Source organism: Shewanella sp. M16, assembly GCF_018224605.1.
GTDB classification, from domain to species: Bacteria; Pseudomonadota; Gammaproteobacteria; order Enterobacterales; family Shewanellaceae; genus Shewanella; species Shewanella oncorhynchi.
The window spans coordinates 63,706-90,026 of sequence record NZ_JAGTUL010000017.1 but is presented as its reverse complement, the minus strand read 5'-3'; the positions used below and the strand labels follow the sequence as shown (position 1 = coordinate 90,026).

Genomic DNA, 26,321 nt, shown 5'->3' with positions numbered 1-26,321 from the left:
AGGTCGAGGTCTAGTTATTATTCGTTAGCCAATACTTTTTAAAAGTCAGCCAATCGTCAGCGACTTAACTGTGGCGCGCTAATCGGCGGCTAGAGTATTAAGTCTACAAAACTACCACAAAAAGGAGCGCCTGTGCGCTCCTCCTTTAGCCTTAGTTATGACGAACATAACTATCACGCGCATGGTGCGCTAAGGTTGTAACGCCTTGTTGCCGTTACCCGCATTTAAAAACAGCTGATAGGCAGGACTTTGAGTTTCCTCTTGATAGACAAAACCCAACTCAGTTAAAAACTGTTGGAACGGCAAAGCATCACTCGCGGGTACTTCAAATCCCGCCAGCACTCGGCCAAAGGCCGCGCCGTGGTTGCGATAATGGAACAGACTAATGTTCCATTTGCTCTGCAAGGTCGTTAAAAACTTCAGCAGCGCGCCGGGATGTTCGGGGAACTCGAAGCTAAATAAACGCTCCTCTAAAGGCTCAGGTGGATGACCGCCAACCATATAACGCACATGCAATTTCGCGGTTTCATCCCCGGATAAATCCTGAACTTCAAAACCATTAGCCTCTAAGGTGGCAATGATTTGTTCTAGCTCACCTTGGCCTCGGCTTAAGCGAATGCCAGCAAACACCACGGCAAGATCACGACTGCTGAAACGATAATTAAACTCTGTCATCACCCGCTTATCAAGCAACTCACAGAATGTTAAGAAACTTCCCGGACGCTCAGGGACTTTCACCGCCAGTACCGCTTCTTTTTGCTCGCCAAGCTCACAGCGTTCCGACACATAACGCAGACTGTGAAAATTCACATTGGCGCCACTTAAAATCGCGGCGACTTTTTCACCATTGCCGCAATCTCCACTGGTATTAGTGCTGACGTATTTTTTAAGCCCAGCCAAGGACAAGGCCCCAGCGGGTTCGGCGATCGCTCGGGTGTCTTCGAAGATATCTTTCACCGCAGCGCAGATTTCATCCGAGGTGACAGTCACTACTTCATCGACATAAAGTTTCGCGACTCTAAACGGCTCAGTGCCGATACGTTTAACCGCCACGCCGTCGGCAAATAAACCGACTTGCGCCAGCGTCACAGGTTCGCCCGCTTCCATCGCTGCCTTTAAACAAGCGGCATCTTCTGGCTCGACGCCGACAATTTTCACCTGCGGCATCACCGCCTTGTAATAGGCTGCGATACCCGCGATTAAACCGCCACCGCCCACGGGCACAAATACCACTTCGAGATCGCGCTGCTGCTGCAACATCTCTTGGGCGATAGTGCCTTGGCCTGCGATCACAGCTTCATCATCGAAGGGCGCGATATAGACTCGGCCCTCTTCTTTAGCCATCGCCATCGCAAAGCCATTGGCTTGATCGAAGGCTTGGCCGTGCAATACCACGTTGCCACCTAAACGGCGCACCGCATCGACTTTAATATCGGGCGTCGTCTCAGGCATTACAATCACAGCATCCACACCGCGACTCGCCGCCGACATAGCCACACCCTGAGCATGATTGCCTGCCGAAGCACACACCACACCGCGCTGACATTCTTCTTTCGTCAGCTGGGCGATACGGTTATAGGCACCGCGTAACTTGAAGGAATGCACTGGCTGCATATCTTCGCGCTTCAAAAATACCTGACAACCTAAACGCGCCGATAACTTGTTCATACTTGAAAGCGGCGTCACTTTCGCTATGTCATACACAGATGACAACAGGATTTTTTGCAGATAGCTTTGTGCCAACTGAAAATGGGCTAAATCCGCCTGAGTTTGCAATGAGAGTGGCAACATAGATGCAGTAAACATAATTAGTCCTCCAGTTTACTGCGATCGCGCACCGCGCCCTTGTCGGCACTGGTGGCGAGCATGGCGTAGGCCTTAAGTGCGAGTGACACATAACGCTGGCGACCAATAGGTTTCCACGCCATTGGGCCAAGACTGTGCATTTTTTCGCGGCGAGCATTGAGTTCAACATCGCTTACTGCCAGCTTGATGCTGCGCTTGGGTATATCAATTTCGATGCGATCACCATTTTCAATCAAGGCGATTGTACCGCCAGCGGCCGCTTCGGGTGAGACGTGGCCGATAGATAAACCTGAAGTACCACCAGAGAAACGACCGTCGGTGATCAGCGCGCAGGCCTTACCTAAACCACGTGATTTTAAGTAACTGGTTGGATACAACATTTCTTGCATACCTGGGCCACCTTTCGGGCCTTCGTAACGGATAACCACCACGTCGCCCGCCACCACTTCACCGCCTAAAATGCCCGCCACTGCATCATCTTGGCTTTCATAAACGCGCGCCGAGCCGATGAAGGTCAGATTAGATTCATCTACGCCCGCCGTTTTAACGATACAGCCGTTTTCGGCCACATTACCCGACAATACGGCAAGACCGCCCTCTTGGCTGAAGGCAAACTCGCGGCTACGGATACAGCCTTCTTGTCTGTCATTATCCAGTGACGGCCAGCGACAATCTTGGCTAAAGGCTTTAGTGGTCGGAATCCCCGCAGGTCCCGCCATAAAGAAATGTTTTACTTTTTCATCTTGCGTCTGCATCACATCGTATTTCGCCAATACAGACTTCAAATTGCCACCTTCATCGGCCGCCACATGGAACACATCGGTATGCAGTAATCCGGCTCTGTCTAGCTCACCTAAAATCCCCATCACGCCGCCCGCACGGTGCACGTCTTCCATATGATATTTAGGCGTCGATGGCGCAACCTTACAAAGGTGCGGCACCAAGCGCGACATGCGGTCGATATCCGCCATGGTAAAATCAACATCAGCTTCCTGCGCGGCGGCCAATAAATGCAATACGGTATTAGATGAACCGCCCATGGCGATATCTAAGGTCATGGCATTTTCGAAGGCTTTAAAGTTGGCGATATTGCGTGGTAATGCCGATTCATCATCTTGATGATAATAACGTTTTGCCAGCGCCATCACGCGGCGCCCCGCTTCCAAAAACAGCTCGCGGCGATCCGCGTGGGTTGCCAGCATAGAACCGTTACCCGGCAGCGATAACCCTAGTGCTTCGGTTAAACAGTTCATTGAGTTGGCGGTAAACATGCCAGAGCAAGAGCCACAGGTTGGGCATGCGCTACGCTCGATTTTGGCACTGTCTTCATCGCTCACGTTCGAGTCGGCGCCCGCCACCATAGCATCGACTAAGTCGAGTTTGATGAGCTTATCTGACAGCTTAGTTTTACCCGCTTCCATCGGTCCGCCGGACACAAACACGACGGGAATATTGAGGCGCAGCGCCGCCATCAACATGCCAGGTGTGATCTTGTCGCAGTTGGAGATACACACTAAAGCATCGGCGCAGTGGGCATTAACCATGTATTCCACACTGTCGGCGATAAGCTCACGCGATGGCAGACTGTAAAGCATGCCGCCGTGGCCCATGGCGATACCGTCATCGACGGCGATCGTATTGAATTCCTTTGCGATACCGCCCGCTTCTTCAATGGCGCTAGCCACGAGTGAGCCCATGTCTTTTAAGTGCACATGACCCGGTACAAACTGAGTAAAGGAGTTAGCAATGGCGATAATTGGCTTACCAAAATCATTGTCTTTCACCCCTGTGGCGCGCCATAACGCACGTGCACCCGCCATATTGCGGCCTTCGGTACTGGTAGCTGATCGTAACTTTGGCATTGACTGTATCCTTTATCTCAAATCGAAAATCGTATTCTTAATTCACATGGCGAATGCTGCACTTACCGCATTCGTCTCAATATCTGGCACTCATAGTCACTCAACATCAGGGACTAAAATGAACCCAAGCAAGGCCTTAAGCATTCGCCGTTTGTTGCAAGCTCAGCGGTAACAATACCTTACATTGAGTCACATCAATCAGTTTATTCAGCTGATTACTTAGCAGTTCGATGGCACGTTCGCTATCGACCTCCATATCCAGTGATAGACTCGCATCGTCATTCATGCGCATCTGCATTTGGGTAATCGTAAAGCCACGGTGGCGAGTCACGCGCAAAACACGCTCAAGCACTTCGGGGCGTTGTTGAACCGTTAATTCCAGAGAGTGGATCATGTTTGTTTCTCCATTTCGTCCATCATATCGCTGTTTGATGCGCCTGGGGGCACCAGTGGCCAAACGTTAAAAGCATCGTCGATTGCAACGTGTAATAAATACGGGCCCTTAGCCGCTAACATTTCTGTTAAGGCTTCTTCCACTTCGTCGGAAGAGAAAATCGTGCGGCCGGGGATATCAAAGGCGGAGGCCAATAAAACAAAATCTGGGTTATCGGATAAATCCGTTTCGCTGTAGCGTTCTTCAAAGAATAGCTGTTGCCACTGTTTCACCATGCCAAGCTTTTGGTTATCAACCAGCACGATTTTCACTGGCAGCTTGCGGCGTTTGATGGTGGTCAGTTCCTGCACATTCATCATAAAAGAACCGTCGCCAGAGACAGTCACCACAGTCGCATCGGGACGGGCCACTTGCGCACCAATCGCGGCAGGCAAGCCAAAGCCCATAGTGCCTAAGCCCGCGCTGGACAAATGATCTTCTGGACGGCGGAACCACATATGCTGGGCCACCCACATTTGGTGCTGGCCCACATCGCAACAAACAACATTGTCTTCGGGTAATTTATTGGCTAAACGGCGCAGCAGCGCAGGCGCATAGATCAAACTGCCGGGGTGTTGATAATCCCATTGATGCTTACGGGATAAATGCTCCACCTCAGCCTGCCAAGGCGTAATGTTCATCGACATGGCTAAGGCGGGGAGGATTTGGCGTAAGTCACCGGCGATTGCCACCTCTGGCATACGTAACTTGCCCAGCTCAGCGGCGTCTATGTCTAAATGGATCACTTTGGCCTTGTCGGCAAAGCTCGCTAAACGGCCGGTGACTCTGTCGTCGAAACGGGCGCCCACCACGATCAGCAAATCACAATCCTGTACCGCTAAGTTAGCCGCCTTGCCACCATGCATGCCTAACATGCCTAAGTAACCGGGCGTGCCGTGGGCGATACTGCCAAGCCCTTTCAAGGTCGCGACCGAAGGTATACCCGTTATTTTGATAAACTCACGCAGTTGATCGACCGCGCCCGCCATGCCGACACCACCGCCGACATACAACATAGGCTGTTTAGCCTCAGCCAACAGTGCACGGGCAGCGTCGATATCACTTATCTCGGCTTGGGGTTCGTTCATCACGGCCAGCAAAGGTGTGCGATATTCCAATTGGGCGATTTGGATATCCTTCGGGATATCGACCAGCACAGGGCCAGGGCGGCCGGATGCGGCGATTTCGAAGGCTTGATATAAGGTTGGGATAAGATCGTTGATGTTTGTCACCATAAAACTGTGCTTAGTGCAGCTCAGTGACATGCCCAGCACATCGATTTCTTGAAACGCATCAGTGCCGATAACGGCGGTAGAGACTTGGCCCGTAATGGCCACGATAGGCACTGAATCTAACAGCGCGTCGGCTAAGGAAGTGATCAGGTTAGTCGCGCCTGGGCCAGAGGTCGCAAAGCACACGCCGGTTTTACCGCTGGCTCTTGCGTATCCTACGGCAGCAAAGGCGGCGCCTTGTTCGTGACGGCTTAAGAGATGTTCAACAGGGCTTCCATAGAGGGCATCGTATATTGGCATAATGGCACCACCTGGGTAACCAAACACTGTGGTGACTCCATGTGCTGCTAACACTTTGATTACCGCGTCTGCGCCTCTGATCATCTGCCCTGGTTCCATATTCTCTCTCGCTACGTTAGTCCTGAATTGCCGAAAATCGACGCTAATTTTTACTCTTTCGAAGCTTAGAACCTTACTCTAGGCCCTGAAACGAAGAACCCCCCGGTCCTTTCGGAGCGGGGGGTTCTTTCGAAACTTTTAACCTTTTAGGTCTATCAGTTCGCCATGCGCCGCCCCCGCTGTGATTTAATAATCACGACGGTAATAATCACGAGAATGAGCTTGGCAGCTTGGTTAAACATCAATATGGATTCCTAATCGGTGTTTCTAAAATTGGGATATTGCATGAAAGTTAGTTTCGCTTTGGACTTTGCCCTACCGCGAGTTATTAGCTTTACCATAAAGCGACAGCCAAACACAATAAAAAATATCTTTTGTCAAAAAAAATTCAGCTTCCCTGCCGAGACAATGCAAAACAACAAAGTAAAACGTTAACTGTTGAGCCTCAGTCGGCGCGATTCACCTACTGAACGATAGACTCACTAACTGTGTCGTTTTTGCCCGCTCGACAACCCACTGAACAGGAAAAAAATTTGTTTCTCACTAACTGATTTATCACTAAGCTGATTCATCACTAAGCAAGCTCAAGATGCGCGTTTCACTATCTTGAGCTTGCTTGGGAACTGAGCTGAGACCTAAGTCCTTTGAGTCTCAACCCTCTCCCCCAATACTGGGCTTAACTAACGATCAATTAAGCCTCAACAATGCTCTTCATATCTGTCATGTAACCGCGAAGCTCAGCACCAACATATTCCACTGCCGTTTCACGAATCGCTTCGTTAACAGCGATGAGCGTTAGGTTGTCGACACCGGTTGCGCTGTCTTTCAGGCCAGCACCTAAATACTCAGATGACATGGCATTAACATAGTCACGCAGCATAGGTACGGCAGCGTGATTGAACAGGTAGCAACCGTATTCGGCTGTGTCTGAAATCACTACGTTCATTTCGTACAAACGCTTACGGGCAATCGTGTTAGCGATCAGTGGGGTTTCGTGCAGTGACTCGTAATAGGCCGACTCTTCCACGATACCCGCAGACACCATAGTATCGAACGCCAGTTCCACACCCGCTTTGATCATAGCGACAAGGAAAATACCTTTGTCGAAATAGGTTTGTTCGTCGATATGCTCGCTCGATACGGGCGCATTTTCGAAACCTGTTTCGCCAGTTTCGGCTCTCCAACGCAGTAAGTTCGCATCATCGTTTGCCCAGTCTTCCATCATAGTGCGTGAGAATTCGCCGCTGATGATGTCATCCATGTGCTTTTCAAATAATGGTTGCAGAATTTCTTTTAAATCTTCTGCAATTTCAAATGCTTTAATCTTGGCTGGATTAGACAAACGGTCCATCATGTTAGTGATGCCGCCGTGTTTCAGCGCTTCAGTGACCGTTTCCCAACCTTGCTGGATAAGCTTGGCCGCATAGCCTGGCTCAACGCCATCGGCGATCATTTTCTCGTAACCTAAGATGGCCCCCGTCTGCAACATACCGCACAGAATGGTCTGTTCGCCCATCAGATCCGATTTCACTTCTGCGATGAAAGACGACAGTAAAACACCGGCTCTGTCTCCACCCGTTGCGCTAGCATAGGCTTTAGCAATCTCTAAACCGTCACCGTTTGGATCGTTTTCTGGGTGAACAGCGATAAGGGTAGGCACACCAAAACCACGTTTGTATTCTTCACGCACTTCAGTACCTGGGCACTTAGGCGCAACCATCACCACAGTGATGTCGGAACGAACTTGCATACCCTCTTCAACAATATTGAAGCCGTGTGAGTAAGACAAGGTAGAGCCTTGCTTCATCAGTGGCATAACTGCGTTAACCACGTTTGAATGCTGTTTGTCCGGCGTCAGATTAAGAACCAGATCCGCCGCAGGGATTAATTCTTCAAAGGTACCGACACGGAAACCGTTATCGGTTGCTTTTTGCCATGAGGCACGTTTCTGTTCAATCGCTTCAGGACGCAGGGCAAAAGAGATATTCAGACCCGAGTCACGCATGTTCAAGCCTTGGTTAAGACCTTGAGCACCACAACCTAAAATAACAATATTCCAATCTTTGATGTAGTTACAGCCGTCGCTAAACTCAGAACGATCCATGAAACGACATTGGCCAAGCTGTGCTAATTGTTGACGTAAATTCAGAGAGTTAAAATAGTTAGCCATCTGATATACCACCTATAAGTCAGAAATTTTGGACGCAACCAAACTAACATAATGTTACGACTTGGTTGTGATTGAAATCACTATAACCCATGCTTATCATTGCTTAAAATGATATATTCGGAACTTCATATTGCATTATGCGCAACGTCAGCCGCAATAACGCTCAGTAACACTGGCAGCAACATCGGCGGCAATATGCAGCACTCAAGCTCAGGCTAAACAGGATAAGTTATGGATATTCGTACCCTCAAATTGTACCTGCACTTATGTGACAGTTTGCACTTCGCCAAGACCGCGGAGCAGATGCATGTGAGCCCATCGACCTTAAGCCGAGCACTGCAAAGATTAGAAGAAGAAGTGAACGCTAAACTATTAGAGCGGGATAATCGCAGCGTGACCTTAACCCACGCGGGACACGAGTTTAAGCGATTCGCCGAGCAGACCTTGAACCATTGGAGCACACTCAAGCACAGTATCGATCTCAAGCAGGACGTACTGCGCGGTCGGTTAAATCTATATTGCTCGGTCACTGCTGCCTACAGTCATTTACCGGGTTTATTGGATCTATTCCGCCAAGAGCATCCCTTCGTCGAAATCGCCTTAACCACGGGAGATGCAGCCAACGCGCTAGCAGAAGTGCAGCAGAATCGCGCCGATATCGCCATCGCCGCCCTGCCCGATCCTTTCCCCAGCAGCTTACATTTTGCCAAAATCGACGATGTGCCACTGTCGATTATCGCACCGACGATCCGCTGTGCAGTACAGCAACAAGTGAGTCAAACGCCCATCGATTGGTCGAGCGTACCCTTTATCATCCCAGATCACGGCCCAGGACGGCGCCGCGCCGATAACTGGTTCAAACAAATGGGCATCAGCCCTAATATTTACGCCCAAGTCTCGGGACAGGAAGCGATCGCCTCTATGGTAGCGTTAGGTTGTGGCGTGAGCATGAGCCCCGAAGTGGTGATCAATAATAGCCCAGTGCGAGATCGCATTCAGCTGCTCTCGTCGCCAGTTGCGATTCCACCGTTCGAGTTAGGTTGCTGCTGCAAAGTGAAACGACTTGATGATCCCATCGTTAATGCGTTTTTGGATGTGATTTAAACGGGGAAAGTAATACACAATAAAAGTGCGAGTGAGAGTTTCAACGAGATAGAAACCGAAACGGCTCTCAAAAAGCTAAAAACTTAGCTAAAGAGAACCGCTTCACTATCGAACAGTTGCGATCAAATTGGTGCTAACGAGCTATTGCCACAAGATTCCTATCGCAAGGCAATCAACACAAGATGACAGGATTACACATCCGGCGAGTTGAGCTTATCAATAGGATCGATACGAGTCACCAATAGCTGATCGACCTTGTACGAATCGATATCGACCACCTCAAATTTATAGCCTGCATAGTTCACGAAATCCGTACGCTTAGGGATTTTACGCAGCATATACATCATAAAACCAGCAATGGTTTCGTAGTTCTGATTATGCGGAAACTCCTCAATACCAAAGGCGCGCATTACGTCGGTAATAGGCGTCACACCGTCGACTAACCAAGAGTTACTATCACGGGCGATGATCTGCTCTTCGCTCTCGTGCAATGACCAAGCCCCCATTACGGCGCGCTGTAGATCGTTAGTCGTGACAATCCCCACCACTAAGGCGTATTCGTTCATTACCACGGCAAAATCGGCGCGACTATTTTTAAAGTATTCCATCGCTTCTGACAGGCTCAGCGTATCGGGAATGATCAGCGAAGTATGGATTAAGTTACTGCCTTTTAAGATGATATTCTCACCGTTGATCACACGGATCAGCAATTCTTTCGCATCCACGAAGCCTTTGATCATATCCAACTGACCATCGCAGACGAGGAACTTAGTATGGGGATCTTCAGAAATTTTACGCTTGATATCTTCTTCACTGTCTTGCAGTAAAAAGTACACTAAGCTTTCACGGGCCGTCATGGCCGAAGTCACAGAAACGGTTTGCATTTCAAACACATTTTCCATCATCTGTTGCTCACCGCGATCTAGCACCCCAGCTTCGGCACCCGCATTCATGACGGCATAAATGTCGTCGGAGGTGATGGCATCGTTACGCACGGTTGGGATCTGCAGCAGTTTAAAGATACCACTAGCCATGCCATTGAAAAACCACACTAATGGGCGTAATAGCACAATACAGAAAGACATAGGCCCGACAACAGCTAAAGCGACAGGCTCAGGCATCGCCATGGCAATGCGTTTTGGCATTAAATCGGCGACTAAAATAAAGGCGCTGGTTACCGTTATGAAGGATAAAACAAAGCTCAATTGGCTCAGCCAAGGCTCGGCAACTAAAGGGGAAAGCAACTGATAGAAGTAAGGCCGAAATGCCGACTCACCCACAATACCGCCCATGATGGCAACGGCATTAAGACCAATTTGTACTACCGTAAAAAAGCTACCGGGAACAGCTTGTAACTGCAGCACTTTTTCTGCCCGTGCATCGCCCTCATCGGCTAACTGACGTAAACGAATTTTACGTGAAGCGGCAAGTGCAATTTCTGACATAGAGAAAAAACAACTCGCGCCGATTAGACACAATATAATCATCACGTTATCAAAGAGACTCATGTAACACCTTTCATTTAACACTGGACTAACTAGGACCAACTCGCGCTTTATTGCTCGCGAGTCAGTTGAATTCATTGTATTTGAGCAAAGTTTGCTTTGTCTGGTCGCTGCACAACAAGATTGTATTGACCACTTTCACCCCAAAGATGAATGAGCGCTTAGATGACAATCCTTAGGGTGCACTCAGTATATCTGCAAATTCACGAGTTATGCGTGACTCCGCTCTCGCAGCCCACGCATAGCGCTAATGCACTTGCATCATTTAACTAATGTTTTATGTCGAAGCGACTGAATATACAGCATTTAATTATTTTACTCGACTCGATGGCATTAGACATCCGAGCGCGGTGGCTTTGATATTGAGCTGCTAGAACGTACATTTAAGCCAATAGAATTAACTATGCAGTCGTGGCTTTGCTTAGTTGCGTTACGTAAAATACGTCCAGAATGGCAGCATGGATGTCACTCAGAGTGCATCGCTAAATCGACAATAGGCGACAGATTATATCTCATCTGCCGCCTAATATTACCTCACCTTGAGTAATTTTTATCTTAGCGACTTATCTACCGCTATGTTTCATACAAATGTTATCAATTAGTTAGCATGATTGAGGGCGTCTGTGGCGTGGTGATGCTAACCGAATATGTCTCCAATTTTGCAGCATAGCGCCTAGACTCTTGAAGCTCAGTAGCCAATCCAGCAACGCGTTGGGATATCTTGGCGAAAGAGTAACGTCACCTTCAACCGGCTCCCATTAAATCACTTCAACCTCGACTCTATTGCGACCTTTATCCTTAGCGCGATAGAGGCAAACATCGGCGCGGCGTAATACGTCGGCCATCTTAAATCCCGAGATCTTATCTAATGGCAAAAACACGCTGCCAATACTGATCGTCACCACAGCCAAGGGAGATACTTGATGGGGAATATTGAGTTGCTCAACGAGATAACACAGTTGCGTAGCAATAGCCGTTAACTGTGCTGGCGTGACCTGCTCGACGACCAAAGCAAACTCTTCACCACCAATGCGAGCCAATAGAGCATTATGCGGCAGGATATCGCACTGTGCTAAGGCATCTGCCACTCGCTTGAGCACAGTATCGCCTTCAAGATGACCATAAGTGTCGTTGTAGGATTTGAAATAATCGATATCCAACATTAACAATCCCGCTGGAGTGTTAGCTTGTAGCACTGTAGCTAATCTTTCAGTAAAGGGTCGTCTATTAGCTAAGCCAGTTAACTCATCGGTCTCAGCCATCACCTTTAACTGGCTATTCGCGGCAACCAGCGCTTGTTGTAGCACTATCATCTGACGCTCTTTCTGTTCGCGTAGCAGTAACTCGTTCAATGCGGAGGCGAATTGGGTCAGCATATTCTTTTTCTGGGCGTTCCAATTTAATGGCCGCGACACAGTCGACAGCGAGAGCAATCCCAATAACTCCCCAGCATTTTTAATCGCAAAGGCGGCAATCGAACATATCCCCACGGATTTCATTACCTCATATTCCTGTGGTGAAAAAGCCTTTAACGCCTCAAGATCCTCAATCACTAAGGTCGATTCCGTCTCGAATTTTTTAGCCAGTTGAGCAATATTATCTACCGAAATCACTTGGACCTTATTTGCGTGTAAGTCACTGGTCCAAAAGCTGCGGTAATAGGCATGCTGCTGATTGAATTCGAGAAGACTCACCCTTTCAACATCAAATAACTGACCTATTTTGTGGCATACTTCAGTTAAGGTTTTATCCACATTGCAGGTATCTATGCTCAAAAATTGCAACGAAATCTCAGCCAACAATTGATTCGACTGCGACTGCCAATCTAATTCTTTAGTTCGTTCTTTGACTAAGTCAGACAATAAATGCTGTTGTTGTTGCAGTGCACGTTGCTGACGTTTATTGATGGCTAGATCATTACGTATCCTTTGATACATGCCCTTAAGTGACAATGCCACATGGGCTATTTCATCGGGTCTTGCGGTTACCGTCTCGGGCACAGATAACTTTTTTAACGAGTTAAGATTGATTTTATTAGTGAAATCTTCCAGTGCCGACAATCTATCTGTCACCATGAGTCGCACTAAGGTCAAAATCAAATAAATCATCAATAGGGTCTTTAACCCATTACCGAGCACGATAAAAATCAACTGCCGCCACAGCTCGTAGTAAAGCCGATTGGTATCTAACCCTACGGTCAAAGTCGCTATCGACTGCTCTTGATAGGTCACAGGATAGTGAAATAGAGTTTGCGACTCGTCATCGGTTAACAAAGGTTTACCCAGATGCATAGTGACGCCATCGATACTGTCTAAATGTACACTCGACACTAATGGCATCATCCCCAGTCCAGAGAGCAAATCCGATAACAAGCTACGGTCGACGTCCCACAGTGACTTAGCCACGCTTGGCAAAATAGATTCTGAATACTCGCGGATATCCGAAGTCGCATTATCGATACTATCCTGATAGTTCCAAATCAACTGTACCAGCATAGTTAACACAGCAAAAAACGAGCTCACCCCAATAATAATCAGCGTCATCTTGTGGCTAATAGAATGATTACGATGCTTCATGTACACCTGTTATTACGCCTTGAGGGGCAACTTATTCAAAATCTGAGACTGGAAAATCTGTGGCCAATCTCGAGCAACTAACATTTGATAAAATGCCGAATCTGGTTGCAAAATACCGAACAAGGCAACATTGTCATAGGGGAGATATTTTTTATGCTGCTGATAATATTGCAATTCGACCAAACCTAAAGCGCCAACCAAAAAATGCCCGCCACCAATAACACTCACAGAGTGCTGGCGACAAAGCTGTAAAATCTCAGGTGACGTATTGATCGTACTGACAAATACATCCTTACCTGAGACTAAGCCTTTTTCCTTCAATGCCTTAAGCACCCCAATCGCCATACGATCACTGGCGGTCCAAATCACATTCAGATCGGGATAACGATTCAGCAGGGTTAACGCTTGACCATAAGCCACAGCGTCGCTCCACTGGCCATAAACCGTTTGAGTCAGAGTGGCATTGGCCTGCATAAAGAAATAATCACTGGCACCTTGGGTACGTAGCACTGAAGCAGGCGTCGATTTATCGCCCGAAATCAACAGAACTTTAGCCGCCTTTCCCTCTAAGTCATCCATTAAGGCCTTAGCGGTCGCCGAACCAATAGCGTAATTATCGGGAATAATGGCGGGTAACAGATATTCTTGCCAATGGGGATCTTGCAGCAAGGCATCACGCTCACCAGGGGAAATATCATTTAAAATCAATTGCACATAGACAGGGTGAGGATAAAGCGCCTGCAGCATTTTTATCGCGGATTGTTTTTCATTAACCAGAATAACGTAATTAGGTAACGCTTTTGCAGAAGCTAACAACTCATCGAGTTGAGTGATCATCTTGAAGTGATTGCGATCGGAATGAATGATATCGAGTTTAATATCGAATGTCGTCGATGCCGCCAACATCAATTGGTCGACATCTCCCCAAAAACTGTCATCGACAGCCCCAGGATTAAAGAAAACCACATCGAGTTTTGCCCATGCTGCCCCACCAAAACCCGCAGTACAGATAAACACACACGCTAACATCCACGAACGCATAGGCGAGTTCTCCTCGACCATGTTCCCTCAAATGTCATCCTTCACAAGAGGTCACTTTATTATTATCGATTCACAACCTTGTTACCGCATCGCCGCCCAAAATGTTGCTAAAATCGGCAGCAGATGTTTCGATTAAACCACAAAATGATACAAAGTATACTTTATATGCTGACTATTTATTCCGACACCCCATCGGTATAGGGAGATCGAGCGGCTCAGTAGCAGAATGTTTATGGGGATGTAAGTGGCGGCCTTATGGTCAGTCTTGCGACCTAACCACGGAGAAAATGACGGGGACTTAAAAGGAATACAAGTTAGAACTCAGACGTTAATGCAGCCTAGCGGTCAAGTTGAATCAAGGTCGTGAGGGGTACCATGATTTTCAGTGGAGGGTAAACCAAATGAGACTACTCATCGATGCCCTCATATAATGGCATAGGTTAACCAACCTCTATTAACTGATTGAAATAATTAAATATAATCATCAAGCGCTCAATCTATTCAGTCGTAATCATTTCTCCTAGAATCAATCATTTATAACTCATATTCATTCAAAGGCACTAAATTGTGCTTGCGACTCTTCTACTCCGTCGCAACATACATCTTCAATCGTCTCGGTGTACTCCAATTGCTGTGTAGCCCGCATCGCCAACCTTTCGATGAACTAATAATCATATATGCAGTAAATGCGATCGAATTTGCCTAGCGCTAAATCCGCTTGGTGGATAATAAAATTCAACTGCATAGAATGCTCACTGTAGACGACTTTGAACAGTACTAGATAATCTTCGGCATTGCCGCCTAATTCAGCTGCGGCGCGGAGTTCGGGTGCTTTATAGCGGCTATCACCATGGCCATTAATGCTGGCGATACCATCGTAATACGGCAGCGGCTGCTCGGGGACGAGCAATACCTGCAAGTTGGATGACTGCCAGTCGGTATTAGCCCATTGCGATTGAGTGAGAATCTGACCAGGGATAAACCCGTGCTCATTCAATTGTATCAGCTCATAGCCCTTGAGCTGATCTTGCCACTCTGGTGCCAATTCATCATCCACAACAGCTAGGGCCTCCAGCACCATAGCTTGTTGCGGTTCTGGTAGCGCTTGTAAACGTGCCTTGGCTAACTTTACTAAATGCGGGTTGTCACTATTAATCATGTCAGGGGCTATCATCTTAATGCTGGCAATTCCCTGAAGTTGATAAGCCTCTTCATACTCATAGTTTGCACATACCGCATCGTCGAACTTAGGTTCGGCAATCGCTTTTCCAGAGTTCAGTTGCTGATCCTCAGCGACATAATAGACATGGCCGCGAAGCATTTCCGAGAATCGCCAGCGCTCCAAAAAGAACAACAATCGCCCTTCTCGAGGCAAATAAGATTGAAACGCCTTCAGGTCGCTGCAGTTGAGCTGTGCGATAAATTGCATGGGCACACGGAAGGCTTGCGCCGCCTCGTCCCAGTCCCAAAGATGCGCTTCATCTGTCTCCCAATCGTCCTGCCAGTCCTCCCGCCAATGCTCATTAATAAACTCGCGGGTATGGCCAAAGCTCTCAACATAGCCATCAAGCATCTCCTCCCTTCCGACCAGAGTGACGGGGTAATCCATTCCCACAGGCAAATCCGGCAATCCACCCATCCGGCTGTTACCTAACTGAGCATAATCTTCGATTGCACAGGGATAGAGATCGACACTATTGCGAATAAATGCCGAAAGCGTATGGGCAAGATGTGGGTCTTTAAACTGCGCCAGCTTTTGCTCTAACAACTGCCGACGAATGGGGGAATTTTCTGCTAAAAATATATCCATATTTACCTCACGACTCCAATGTTTGTTTTTTATCATTTCTATCAACTATTTGCCATCTTCAAATAAGGCAAATTGCCAAGCCTATCACACGATTAGCAAAGCCAGAGTCAACGGCTTGCTAATGAGAAGGGCAACGACCTAGGCGATAGGAAACCCCTCCCATTAATTACTGCTACACTCAAATTCAGCGAAAAAGATCAACAAAAGGATTTGTTTATGGCGATTGCCTGTGTCAATACCCGAGCCAGTTGTGGGGTCGAAGCTCCACAAGTCACAGTTGAAGTGCATCTCAGCAACGGCTTACCAGCATTTAATCTTGTAGGCTTACCCGAAGCTTCGGTAAAAGAAGCCCGTGAGCGAGTACGCAGTGCCTTGATCAATGCGGGATTCGAGTTTCCGATGCGGCGGATAACAGTCAATCTCGCGCCAGCTGATTTACCTAAACAAGGTGGCCGCTACGACTTACCCATCGCCGTGGGCATATTGGCCGCTTCGGAACAGATTCCCATTAACAGTTTAAAAAATATCGAGTTTGTCGGCGAGCTGGCACTGTCAGGGCACATACGTTACTGCCAAGGGTTATTGCCCGCGATTATCGCGGCGAAGCGCCAAGACCATACCTTGGTCTTACCGCTAGATAACCGCCACGATGCAGAGCTAGTCGGCTATCCCAATGTGTTATTTGGTTCGCATCTGCAAAGTCTAGCCGCGTATTTACAAGGGCAAAACCAACTGCCAACACTGGCGCCACAGTTAGAATGGGTAAGCCAAGAGACACCCGAGTCCCATACTTGCCTGAGCGATGTGATTGGCCAATATCAGGCTAAGCAAGCACTCGAAATTGCCGCTGCGGGTAACCACAACCTCTTGATGCTAGGCCCGCCGGGTACTGGCAAGACCATGCTTGCCAGCCGCATGATGGCGCTATTGCCTGCACTCAATTATGAGGAAGCGTTAGAAGTGGCGGCAATTCATTCCGTTGCTGGACTCGACATTAAACCGCAGCATTTTTTACAGCGACCATTTAGGGCGCCGCACCACACGAGTTCTTCGATTTCCCTCGTGGGCGGTGGCAGTATCCCAAAACCAGGGGAGATCTCCCTCGCCCATCGCGGTGTATTATTCTTGGATGAAGTGGCTGAATTTCCGCGTAAAGTCTTAGATTGCCTGCGCGAACCGATGGAAACCGGCGAAGTAGTGATTTCCCGCGCCGCCGCTAAGCTGACATTTTTAAGTCGATTCCAATTAATCGCAGCGATGAATCCTAGCCCTAGTGGCGACTTGGATAGCCATCATAGAGCCAGCCCTGAACAAATCCAACGTTACCTTTCGCGGCTTTCAGGTCCGTTTCTCGATCGTTTCGACTTGACCATAGAAGTTCCCAAACTTCCCGCGGGCACTTTGACTCAAGCCGCGCCGCAGACAGAAACCAGCCAAGATATCGCCAAACGAGTTAAGCTAGCACGTGAGCTACAACTCGCCCGTGCTGGTGTGCTCAATAGCGAACTTACAGGGAAACAATTGAAACGCTTCAGCGGGCTCAGTGATGCTGATTTAGTATTTTTGGAGCAAAGCGTGGTGAAGCTTGGCCTTTCGGTTCGCAGTTTTCATCGTATACAAAGAGTCGCCCGCACTATCGCCGATCTTGAACAAGCACCTAACACCGAACGCCGTCATCTTGCCCAAGCACTGGGTTATCGTGCTATGGATAGGTTGCTGGCACGACTATCCCAGCAATATTGAGTCAGCCACTTTACAGTGAAGATGAACAAATGCACCGACCAGCAGTGCCTAAGATTGAGCCAAACGCCTACACCGAGTAACATAGGCCTCCAATTTTTGTCAGGGGGCTCGGATGGGAATGCTGTTTTCACAGATAAAAGGCTGTATTGCATTTTTAGGTTACGTTATAAATACCGTCTTTTGGACTATCCCAATCGTGTTAATCAGTTTTATAAAACTGATACCTATCAGTCCATTAAGGACTGCGACTAGTCATGTGCTCGACTTTTGTGCCAGTGCTTGGATCAGCGTCAATGGCGTGATTGAGCGTTGCTTGCATCCCGTTAAAATAGAACTGAGTGGTGACACCGACTTTTCCACTAAAGAGTGGTATATGGTGATTGCCAACCACCAGTCTTGGGTCGATATCCTGATCCTGCAGCGGATTTTTAACCGAAAAATCCCTTTCTTAAAGTTTTTCCTCAAGCAAGAGCTGATTTTTGTGCCTGTATTAGGCCTAGCTTGGTGGGCACTCGATTTTCCTTTTATGCGTCGTTATAGCACGGCACAGTTGCGTAAGAATCCTAAGTTAAAGGGCAAAGACATTGAAATTACACGTAAAGCCTGTACTAAGTTTAAGGCTAAGCCTGTGAGTGTGATGAACTTTGTCGAAGGCACGCGCTTCAGCAAGGCTAAGCATCAAAAACAAAACTCACAGTTCCAACATTTGCTAAAACCTAAAGCGGGCGGTATGGCCTTCGCGCTATCAGCCATGGGTGAACAGATCCACAAGCTAGTCGATGTCTCCATTTACTACCCAGACGCAGTACCGAGCTATTGGGACTACCTGACAGGCAAGTTGCCAAGCGTTAAAGTACACATTAAGGTCTCCGATATTGATCCTGCAATGCGCGGCGATTATATGAATGACCGCGATTTTAAAATTGGCTTCCAAGAACAACTGAATCAACTCTGGCTCACTAAGGATCAAGTGTTAAGCCAACTCGCTAGCCAAGCGAATAAAGAATAAAGGTAACGCCACTATGTTGAATTTCCTGCCTGGTTCAGTGTTGTTTATTCTGAGCTTAAGCTTGCTGATCATTAATACCGCCGTTTGGGGCTCGCTTATCAGCATTGGCGGAGTCGTAAAACTTGTGATGCCAGCACAAGGTGCGCGCAATGCGGTGACTGCGGTCATGAACCGTTTTATGTGGGCTTGGGCCTGCTGCAACGGTGGCATCTTGTATTTGATCGCTAAAATTGAGTGGGATGTCAAAGGGCTCGAAGGACTCGATAAAAACAGCTGGTATTTACTGATCAGTAACCACCTCAGTGGATTCGATATCGCCGCGCAAACTTACGTGTTACGTAACCACATCCCTATGCTGAAGTTCTTCCTCAAAAAAGAACTCATCTATGTGCCCATCATGGGCCTAGGATGTTGGGCGCTGGATATGCCATTTATGAATAGAACCAGCCCAGCAAAACTTAAAAAGAATCCAAAGCTTAAGGGCAAAGATTTAGCGACCACACGCCGCGCCTGTGCCAAGTTTAGCAATATGCCCACCTCAATCATTAACTATGTTGAAGGCAGCCGTTTTACCCAAGATAAACATCAGCGCCAAAACTCGCCTTATCAACATTTGTTACGTCCTAAAGCGGGTGGTATCGCCTTTACCTTATCAGCCATGGGCGAACAATTTACTAACCTGCTGGATATGACAATCGTCTACCCAGATGCGCCTGAAGATATTCTGTTTGGGGTGATGAATGGTAAGGTCAGTAAGATTATTGTGCGAATTAACGCCCTGCCCGTGCCTCAGGTCGATGCGGCGCGTTATTTCTCTGAGTCTGAGTACCGCGTCGAGTTCCAACGCTGGTTAAACCAAGTGTGGGCGGAAAAAGATCAACAAATTCATGCGTTACTGCAAACAAATCAAAATGTCGCGGATAGCGCCACCAGCACTAATCACACTCAAGCAAGCTAGCTCATCTCTAGCTTTGCTCTAGTTCAGCAACGCATGCCGCTGCTGCGGATAACTCCAATTCATTGAATACGGTTATTCCTGCGGCGCTGAGTTTTTCAGCCGTTAATCCTTGTCCCGCAATTAACTGTTTTACAAATTGACCATCGTAAATCTGCCTATTACCACAGGATGGACTGCGGGCTTTTAAAATCGCCACTTTAATCCCGTGTCGCTGCGCCAGCTTAAGCGCGAGATCGGCTCCCAGACTAAAAGCGTGGGTCACATCCTCACCTTGGGCAGTTAAGATGCGCTGTCCAATCCGCTCCGCTGGCGGTCTAGGTGTTGGCAAACCGCCTGCACATTCGGGACAAATCGCCACAATTCGCCCTTGCTCGAGCCACGTTTGCACCAGCTCGCTCTCCATCAAGTTATGGCCACCGTCGTAGCGCACCGCTTGTCCGAGTAAACAACTGCTCACTAACACTTTTTCCACTGTCATCCCCAAATGTCTCATTCCGCCCATAGCATAACGCGAAGGATAAACATGCCAAATGCATTTGGACGATTTCCCCCAAAACCATCAACATCCGCAACGAGGTTGGAAGGTTAAAACCACGTCATTGTTGACAATTTAATATTTAAATATTCATAACATAAAATATTAACAACGAGACAATTAAAATAAAATGATAAAAATCAATAATAAAAATAGAAACCCATTGAAATATAGACTTACGTCTAAGTAAACACATTGTTGACAATCTACCAAGGGAGGGTTATTTTTTACACATTGTCGACAATCCTATTAATAGTGATGCGCTCTATGTTGAAGCAAAACACGACGTTCGTTTCTGATGACACGCAAGTTCCCCACCTGCACAAGGTCAAATCGACCTCGGCAGATAAGACGTCGACCACATTAGCCGATCAAATTTTGGTGCAGATCCAAACCAGCATCATCAAGGGCGAACTGCCTGCGGGCAGCAAGATTAACGAGCAAGCACTGGCCGAAAAATACGGCATCAGCCGCGGCCCGACCCGCGAAGCCCTGCAAACCTTAGAAAGACAACGTTTAGTGGTGCGTGCGCCCCATGTTGGTGCCCGCGTCGCCCAACTGACGGTGAGTGAACTTAACGATTTATATCAACTACGTAGCGTACTTGAAGGCATGGCCTGCGAACTGGCCGCCAGCCGTATTACCCCAGAACAATTAGCCAAGCTAGAAGATCTGCTCGCAACGCAAGAAGCGGCGCTCGCCAAGGGCGATACTTACTTCCAAGAAGAAGGCGATGTCGACTTCCACTACCAAATTATTCAAGCCAGCGGTAACAAGCATCTGCAGGAAACCTTAGTCGGCGGCCTGTATCACCTGCTGCGCATGTACCGCTACCAGTGCACTAATAAAAATCGCCCCGTGAAAGCCATTGCCGAGCACAGACGCATAGTCGAAGCCATTGCCCAGCGCGATGGTGAGTTGGCCAGTTTGCTGATGCGTCGCCATATAGAGCAGGGGCGTAAAAATACCGAATTACGCTTAATTGAATTGCAAGCCAATGCAGCCGCAAAAGAAACCTTAGCCAACATTAGCTAAGTTCTTACGGCTCAATATGCCCACTTCCCATAAAATGGAAAAGGATAACACCATGACTCAAAGCGCAGGATTACGTTTTCGCCAAGCTCTTGCTAAGGCCAAACCGTTACAAATCGTTGGTACCACCAATGCCTATTTTGCCTTAATGGCAGAACAAACAGGCTTCCAAGCCTTGTATCTTTCGGGCGCTGGCGTTGCCAATGCTTCCTACGGTTTGCCTGACTTGGGCATGACCTCAATGAATGATGTGCTGATTGATGCTGGTCGTATCACCTCAGCCACACAAGTGCCTTTACTGGTCGATATCGATACTGGCTGGGGCGGCGCATTCAACATTGCTCGTACCATCAAAGAATTCGAAAAAATCGGCGTCGCTGCAGTGCACATGGAAGACCAAGTGTCGCAAAAGCGTTGCGGCCATAGACCTAACAAAGCGGTCGTGAGCATTGAAGAAATGGTCGATCGCATTAAAGCGGCCGTCGATGCCCGTACCGATCCTAACTTTGTGATCATGGCGCGTACCGATGCGGTTGCCGTGGAAGGTTTAGAAGCGGGTATTGAACGCGCGCAAGCGTATATCGCCGCCGGTGCCGACATGATCTTCGCCGAAGCCTTAACTGAGCTAGACCAATATCGCCATTTTAAAGCACAGGTAAAAGCACCGATTTTGGCGAACATGACTGAATTTGGCCAAACCCAATTGTTCAATAAAGAAGAACTCGCCGAGGCGGGCGCCGACATGGTGCTCTACCCACTCGGTACTTTCCGTGCAGCCAACCAAGCCGCATTGAACGTCATGCAAGCGCTGATGAATGATGGTCATCAACGCAACGTGCTAGACACTATGCAGACCCGTAAAGACTTGTATAAATACTTGGGCTACCACGCCTTTGAAGACAAGTTAGATCAACTGTTCAGCCAAGATAAATAGCTAAACAAGCGAGAAAGAAAAATACACAAGACCATGGATTGTCAGTAGAAGCGCAAGCTCATGTTGTTACTGAAACCCAGACGCTTTGCCCCAAGCAGCAAGGCGTCACCGAAAAGCTGCAACCCTACAGGGGTTGGCGTTAAAGCAGATTTAACGTTAAACAAATTAAATAAAAAGTGCAGCCTTAACCAATAAATGTCGGCGAATGAACACTCAAAAATAAGTGCATTCATCCGCCAGCAATAACCAAACAGAGTTAACGGAAGGGAAGGATTATGTCAGAAGCTAAAAAACTAAGCGGTGCAGGATTACGTGGCCAGAGCGCAGGCGAAACCGCATTAAGCACAGTAGGCGTGTCAGGCTCGGGCCTAACGTACCGCGGTTATGATGTGAAAGATCTCGGTGAAAATGCCACCTTCGAAGAAGTCGCCTACCTTATTCTTTACGGCGAGCTGCCCACGGCAGCCCAACTTGATGCCTACAAAACCAAACTCAAAGGCCTTCGCGGTCTGCCGCAAGCATTAAAAGAAGTATTGGAGCGCATTCCAGCCGACACTCATCCTATGGATGTGATGCGTACTGGCTGCTCTATGCTAGGCAACTTAGAAGCCGAGCACTGCTTTAGCGAACAGAGTGAAATTACCGACCGTTTACTCGCCGCATTCCCATCGATCATCTGTTACTGGTATCGCTTTAGCCACGATGGCGTGCGTATCGATACTGAAACCGATGACGATCAAATTGGCGCACACTTCCTCCACTTATTACATGGCAAAGCGCCGTCGGCACTGCATGCTAAAGTGATGGACGTATCGTTAATTCTTTATGCAGAACATGAATTTAACGCATCAACCTTTACCGCTCGCGTATGTGCTTCCACCCTGTCAGACATGCATTCGTGCGTCACTGGCGCCATTGGTTCACTGCGCGGCCCGCTGCATGGCGGCGCGAACGAAGCGGCGATGGAACTCATTCAAGATATGAAAGATGAAGCCGATGCGCGCGACATCTTAATGGGCAAACTCGAGCGTAAAGATAAGATCATGGGCTTCGGCCACGCAATTTACCGCGACAGCGATCCACGTAACGCCATCATCAAAGAATGGTCAGAAAAACTGGCGGCGGCCAACGGTGACGACCGCCTATACCGAGTATCAGTTGCCTGCGAAGCCCTGATGTGGGAACAGAAAAAACTCTTCTGTAATGCTGACTTCTTCCACGCCAGCGCGTACCACTACATGGATATTCCGACTAAGTTGTTTACGCCAATCTTCGTGTGTTCACGCGTCACTGGCTGGGCGGCGCACGTGATGGAGCAACGCTCTAACAACCGCATCATCCGTCCGAGTGCCGATTATGTGGGCGTTGCGCCACGCAGAGTGGTACCGATTGCCAACCGTTAAGCAAAATTGACCACACTTGGCGCGAGATTTCACTCAATGTAAGTCTTGCGCCAACTTCATTTTCCGAAATGGATGATGTTATGAGCACTGCTATGAATACCCAATATCGCAAGCCCTTACCCGGCACTCAACTCGATTACTTCGATACCCGCGAAGCCGTAGAAGCCATTCAAGCTGGCGCGTATGCCAAGCTGCCTTACACCTCGCGCGTTTTAGCTGAAAACTTAGTCCGTCGCTGCGATCCGGCCGTTTTGACCGACTCGCTAAAACAGATTATCGAATCTAAGCAAGAACTGGATTTCCCTTGGTTTCCTGCCCGCGTGGTGTGCCATGATATTTTGGGGCAAACCGCTTTAGTTGACCTTGCAGGTCTGCGTGACGCTATTGCCGCTAAGGGTGGTGATCCCGCCAAAGTGAACCCAGTTGTGCCAACCCAGCTGATTGTGGATCACTCACTCGCTGTCGAATTTGGAGGCTTCGATAAAGACGCCTTTGCCAAAAACCGCGCCATCGAAGACAGACGCAACGAAGACAGATTCCACTTTATTAATTGGACGCAAAAAGCCTTTAAAAACATTGATGTTATCCCTCAGGGTAACGGCATCATGCACCAAATTAACTTAGAACGTATGTCGCCTGTGGTGCATTCACGCAATGGCGTGGCCTTCCCCGATACCTTAGTCGGCACCGATAGCCACACGCCACACGTTGATGCGCTCGGCGTTATCGCCATAGGTGTCGGTGGCTTAGAAGCCGAAAGCGTCATGCTAGGGCGCGCATCCTATATGCGTCTACCGGACATTATCGGTGTCGAGCTCACGGGCAGACCACAGCCAGGCATTACGGCTACCGATATCGTATTAGCCTTGACCGAGTTTCTACGCGCACAAAAAGTCGTCTCATCCTACTTAGAGTTCTTCGGCGAAGGCGCAGCGGCACTGACATTAGGCGATCGCGCAACGATTTCGAACATGACACCTGAGTTTGGCGCTACTGCGGCCATGTTCTATATCGATCAACAAACCTTAGATTATTTAACCTTAACTGGCCGCGAAGCCGAGCAAGTTAAGCTGGTTGAAACCTATGCCAAAACCGCAGGTTTGTGGGCCGACAGCTTGACCGAAGTGCACTATCCACGCGTACTGCATTTTGATTTATCTTCGGTGGTGCGCACCATTGCAGGGCCATCAAACCCACATGCACGGGTGCCAACATCAGAATTGGCTGAGCGCGGAATTAGCGGCGTAGTCGAAAACGAGCCCGGCTTAATGCCCGATGGGGCTGTGATTATTGCGGCGATTACCAGCTGTACTAACACCAGTAACCCACGCAACGTGATTGCTGCAGGTCTCATTGCCCGCAACGCCAACGCTAAAGGCTTAAGCCGCAAACCTTGGGTCAAAACCTCACTCGCCCCCGGCTCAAAAGCGGTGCAGTTGTATTTGGAAGAAGCCAAGCTATTGCCTGAACTTGAACAACTCGGTTTTGGGATTGTTGGGTTTGCCTGTACGACGTGTAACGGTATGAGCGGCGCGCTGGATCCTGTGATTCAAAAAGAAGTGATCGACCGCGACTTGTACGCCACCGCTGTGTTATCGGGTAACCGAAACTTTGATGGCCGTATTCATCCCTATGCAAAACAAGCTTTCTTAGCATCGCCGCCATTGGTCGTCGCCTACGCAATTGCCGGCACCATACGTTTCGATATTGAAAAGGATGTGTTGGGATTAGATAAAGACGGCAACCCCGTCAAACTTATCGACATTTGGCCATCGGATGAAGAAATCGATGCCGTGATTGCGACCAGTGTTAAACCTGAGCAGTTCCGTAAAGTGTACGAGCCCATGTTCGATTTAGCCGTCGATTATGGCGAAAAAATCAGCCCGCTGTACGATTGGCGCCCGCAATCTACTTATATTCGTCGCCCACCTTACTGGGAAGGCGCATTGGCCGGAGAGCGCACGTTAAAAGGAATGCGACCACTGGCGGTGCTGGGTGACAACATCACCACAGACCATTTATCGCCGTCGAACGCCATTATGCTCGACAGCGCCGCAGGCGAATATCTGCACAAAATGGGCTTGCCGGAGGAAGACTTTAACTCCTATGCCACCCACAGGGGGGATCACTTAACCGCCCAGCGCGCAACCTTTGCCAATCCTAAGCTTAAAAACGAAATGGCAATCGTTGACGGCAAAGTGCAACAAGGCTCACTGACGCGTATCGAGCCAGAAGGTCAAGTGACCCGTATGTGGGAAGCGATTGAAACCTATATGGAACGTAAGCAACCTCTGATCATCATAGCGGGCGCAGATTACGGCCAAGGTTCGTCCCGTGACTGGGCTGCCAAAGGCGTGCGTTTAGCGGGGGTTGAGGCCATTGTTGCCGAAGGTTTCGAGCGCATTCATCGCACTAACTTAGTTGGTATGGGCGTGTTGCCTCTGGAATTTAAAGCCGGTGACAACCGTGCAACTTATGGTATAGACGGCACAGAAGTGTTCGATGTCCTCGGCACACCAGCGCCAAGAGCAAACTTAACTGTCGTTATCACCCGTAAAAACGGGGAGCGCATCGAAGTGCCAGTAACGTGTCGTCTCGATACCGCCGAAGAAGTGTCTATCTACGAGGCGGGCGGCGTATTGCAGCGTTTTGCTCAGGACTTTTTAGAGTCGAATCTGAAGTAAAACTCGCTTTCAACAGGTGGCGACTCCACACGTGAATCGCCACCTTTGATAGCAACGCTAACCTGTATCGCTATTCCCCTTGGAG

18 protein-coding genes are annotated in these 26,321 nt (G+C 48.5%); 8 read left to right on the top strand and 10 right to left on the bottom strand.

The genetic code is table 11. The features are described from left to right. Nucleotides 1–189: 189 nt before the first annotated feature. The 5 genes from ilvA to ilvC all read right to left on the bottom strand — a co-directional run bounded on the left by ilvA (nt 190) and on the right by ilvC (nt 7,902). The gene (gene ilvA / locus KFE26_RS12955) at nt 190–1,806 is read right to left on the bottom strand and encodes a threonine ammonia-lyase, biosynthetic (RefSeq protein ID WP_409437988.1); all 1,617 of its coding nucleotides are present in this window, start codon (nt 1,804–1,806) and stop codon (nt 190–192) included. Between the two features lie 2 nt (nt 1,807–1,808). Further along, nucleotides 1,809–3,668 (bottom strand): dihydroxy-acid dehydratase, encoded by a 1,860-nt coding sequence (gene ilvD, locus KFE26_RS12950; RefSeq protein ID WP_212600639.1) that lies wholly within the window; start codon nt 3,666–3,668, stop codon nt 1,809–1,811. A gap of 136 nt (nt 3,669–3,804) precedes the next feature. Continuing rightward, complete coding sequence (gene ilvM, locus KFE26_RS12945) at nt 3,805–4,062, bottom strand: acetolactate synthase 2 small subunit (RefSeq protein ID WP_006083459.1); 258 nt, start codon at nt 4,060–4,062, stop codon at nt 3,805–3,807. Then, nucleotides 4,059–5,732, bottom strand: a complete 1,674-nt coding sequence (ilvG, locus tag KFE26_RS12940; RefSeq protein ID WP_212600638.1) for an acetolactate synthase 2 catalytic subunit — start codon at nt 5,730–5,732, stop codon at nt 4,059–4,061. Before ilvG ends, ilvM begins: the two co-directional genes overlap by 4 nt. 691 nt (nt 5,733–6,423) lie before the next feature. Further along, nucleotides 6,424–7,902, bottom strand: a complete 1,479-nt coding sequence (gene ilvC / locus KFE26_RS12935) for a ketol-acid reductoisomerase (protein ID WP_131524931.1) — start codon at nt 7,900–7,902, stop codon at nt 6,424–6,426. A 231-nt stretch (nt 7,903–8,133) separates the two neighbouring features. On the opposite strand from ilvC, the gene ilvY reads away from it, so the two are divergent. Then, the gene (ilvY, locus tag KFE26_RS12930; protein ID WP_105250471.1) at nt 8,134–9,006 is read left to right on the top strand and encodes an HTH-type transcriptional activator IlvY; all 873 of its coding nucleotides are present in this window, start codon (nt 8,134–8,136) and stop codon (nt 9,004–9,006) included. 191 nt (nt 9,007–9,197) lie between these two features. Here ilvY and KFE26_RS12925 read toward each other — a convergent pair whose 3' ends face one another. From KFE26_RS12925 to KFE26_RS12910, 4 genes are all read right to left on the bottom strand, one after another. Beyond that, complete coding sequence (locus KFE26_RS12925) at nt 9,198–10,514, bottom strand: hemolysin family protein (RefSeq protein WP_105250472.1); 1,317 nt, start codon at nt 10,512–10,514, stop codon at nt 9,198–9,200. A gap of 755 nt (nt 10,515–11,269) precedes the next feature. Continuing rightward, on the bottom strand, nt 11,270–13,054 hold the full coding sequence (locus KFE26_RS12920; protein WP_105253010.1) for a GGDEF domain-containing protein: 1,785 nt from the start codon (nt 13,052–13,054) through the stop codon (nt 11,270–11,272). 45 nt (nt 13,055–13,099) lie between these two features. Then, nucleotides 13,100–14,128, bottom strand: a complete 1,029-nt coding sequence (locus KFE26_RS12915) for an ABC transporter substrate-binding protein (protein WP_212600637.1) — start codon at nt 14,126–14,128, stop codon at nt 13,100–13,102. 664 nt (nt 14,129–14,792) lie between these two features. Then, nucleotides 14,793–15,938: a DUF1963 domain-containing protein gene (locus KFE26_RS12910; RefSeq protein ID WP_212600636.1), complete on the bottom strand. Its 1,146-nt coding sequence runs from the start codon at nt 15,936–15,938 to the stop codon at nt 14,793–14,795. Nucleotides 15,939–16,154: 216 nt separating this feature from the next. Here KFE26_RS12910 and KFE26_RS12905 point away from each other — a divergent pair, with 216 nt between their 5' ends. The 3 genes from KFE26_RS12905 (at nt 16,155) to KFE26_RS12895 (ending at nt 19,648) form a co-directional block, all read left to right on the top strand. Next, nucleotides 16,155–17,681, top strand: a complete 1,527-nt coding sequence (locus KFE26_RS12905; RefSeq protein WP_212600635.1) for a YifB family Mg chelatase-like AAA ATPase — start codon at nt 16,155–16,157, stop codon at nt 17,679–17,681. Between the two features lie 112 nt (nt 17,682–17,793). Next, nucleotides 17,794–18,690, top strand: a complete 897-nt coding sequence (locus KFE26_RS12900; RefSeq protein ID WP_212600634.1) for an acyltransferase — start codon at nt 17,794–17,796, stop codon at nt 18,688–18,690. Nucleotides 18,691–18,703: 13 nt separating this feature from the next. Next, nucleotides 18,704–19,648, top strand: a complete 945-nt coding sequence (locus KFE26_RS12895) for an acyltransferase (RefSeq protein WP_212600633.1) — start codon at nt 18,704–18,706, stop codon at nt 19,646–19,648. 7 nt (nt 19,649–19,655) lie between these two features. On the opposite strand, the gene KFE26_RS12890 is transcribed toward KFE26_RS12895, so the two are convergent. Continuing rightward, entirely contained in the window at nt 19,656–20,150 is a 495-nt protein-coding gene (locus KFE26_RS12890) for a DUF523 domain-containing protein (RefSeq protein WP_249195723.1), read from the bottom strand. 300 nt (nt 20,151–20,450) lie between these two features. On the opposite strand from KFE26_RS12890, the gene KFE26_RS12885 reads away from it, so the two are divergent. The 4 genes from KFE26_RS12885 (at nt 20,451) to acnD (ending at nt 26,236) form a co-directional block, all read left to right on the top strand. Then, entirely contained in the window at nt 20,451–21,218 is a 768-nt protein-coding gene (locus tag KFE26_RS12885) for a GntR family transcriptional regulator (RefSeq protein ID WP_212600632.1), read from the top strand. A 52-nt stretch (nt 21,219–21,270) separates the two neighbouring features. Next, complete coding sequence (gene prpB, locus KFE26_RS12880) at nt 21,271–22,149, top strand: methylisocitrate lyase (RefSeq protein WP_006084450.1); 879 nt, start codon at nt 21,271–21,273, stop codon at nt 22,147–22,149. Nucleotides 22,150–22,424: 275 nt separating this feature from the next. After that, nucleotides 22,425–23,552 carry a 2-methylcitrate synthase gene (gene prpC, locus KFE26_RS12875; protein ID WP_212600631.1) on the top strand — a complete coding sequence of 376 codons (1,128 nt, stop codon included), beginning with the start codon at nt 22,425–22,427 and terminating at the stop codon, nt 23,550–23,552. Between the two features lie 80 nt (nt 23,553–23,632). Then, the gene (gene acnD / locus KFE26_RS12870; RefSeq protein ID WP_212600630.1) at nt 23,633–26,236 is read left to right on the top strand and encodes a Fe/S-dependent 2-methylisocitrate dehydratase AcnD; all 2,604 of its coding nucleotides are present in this window, start codon (nt 23,633–23,635) and stop codon (nt 26,234–26,236) included. Nucleotides 26,237–26,321: the final 85 nt, after the last annotated feature.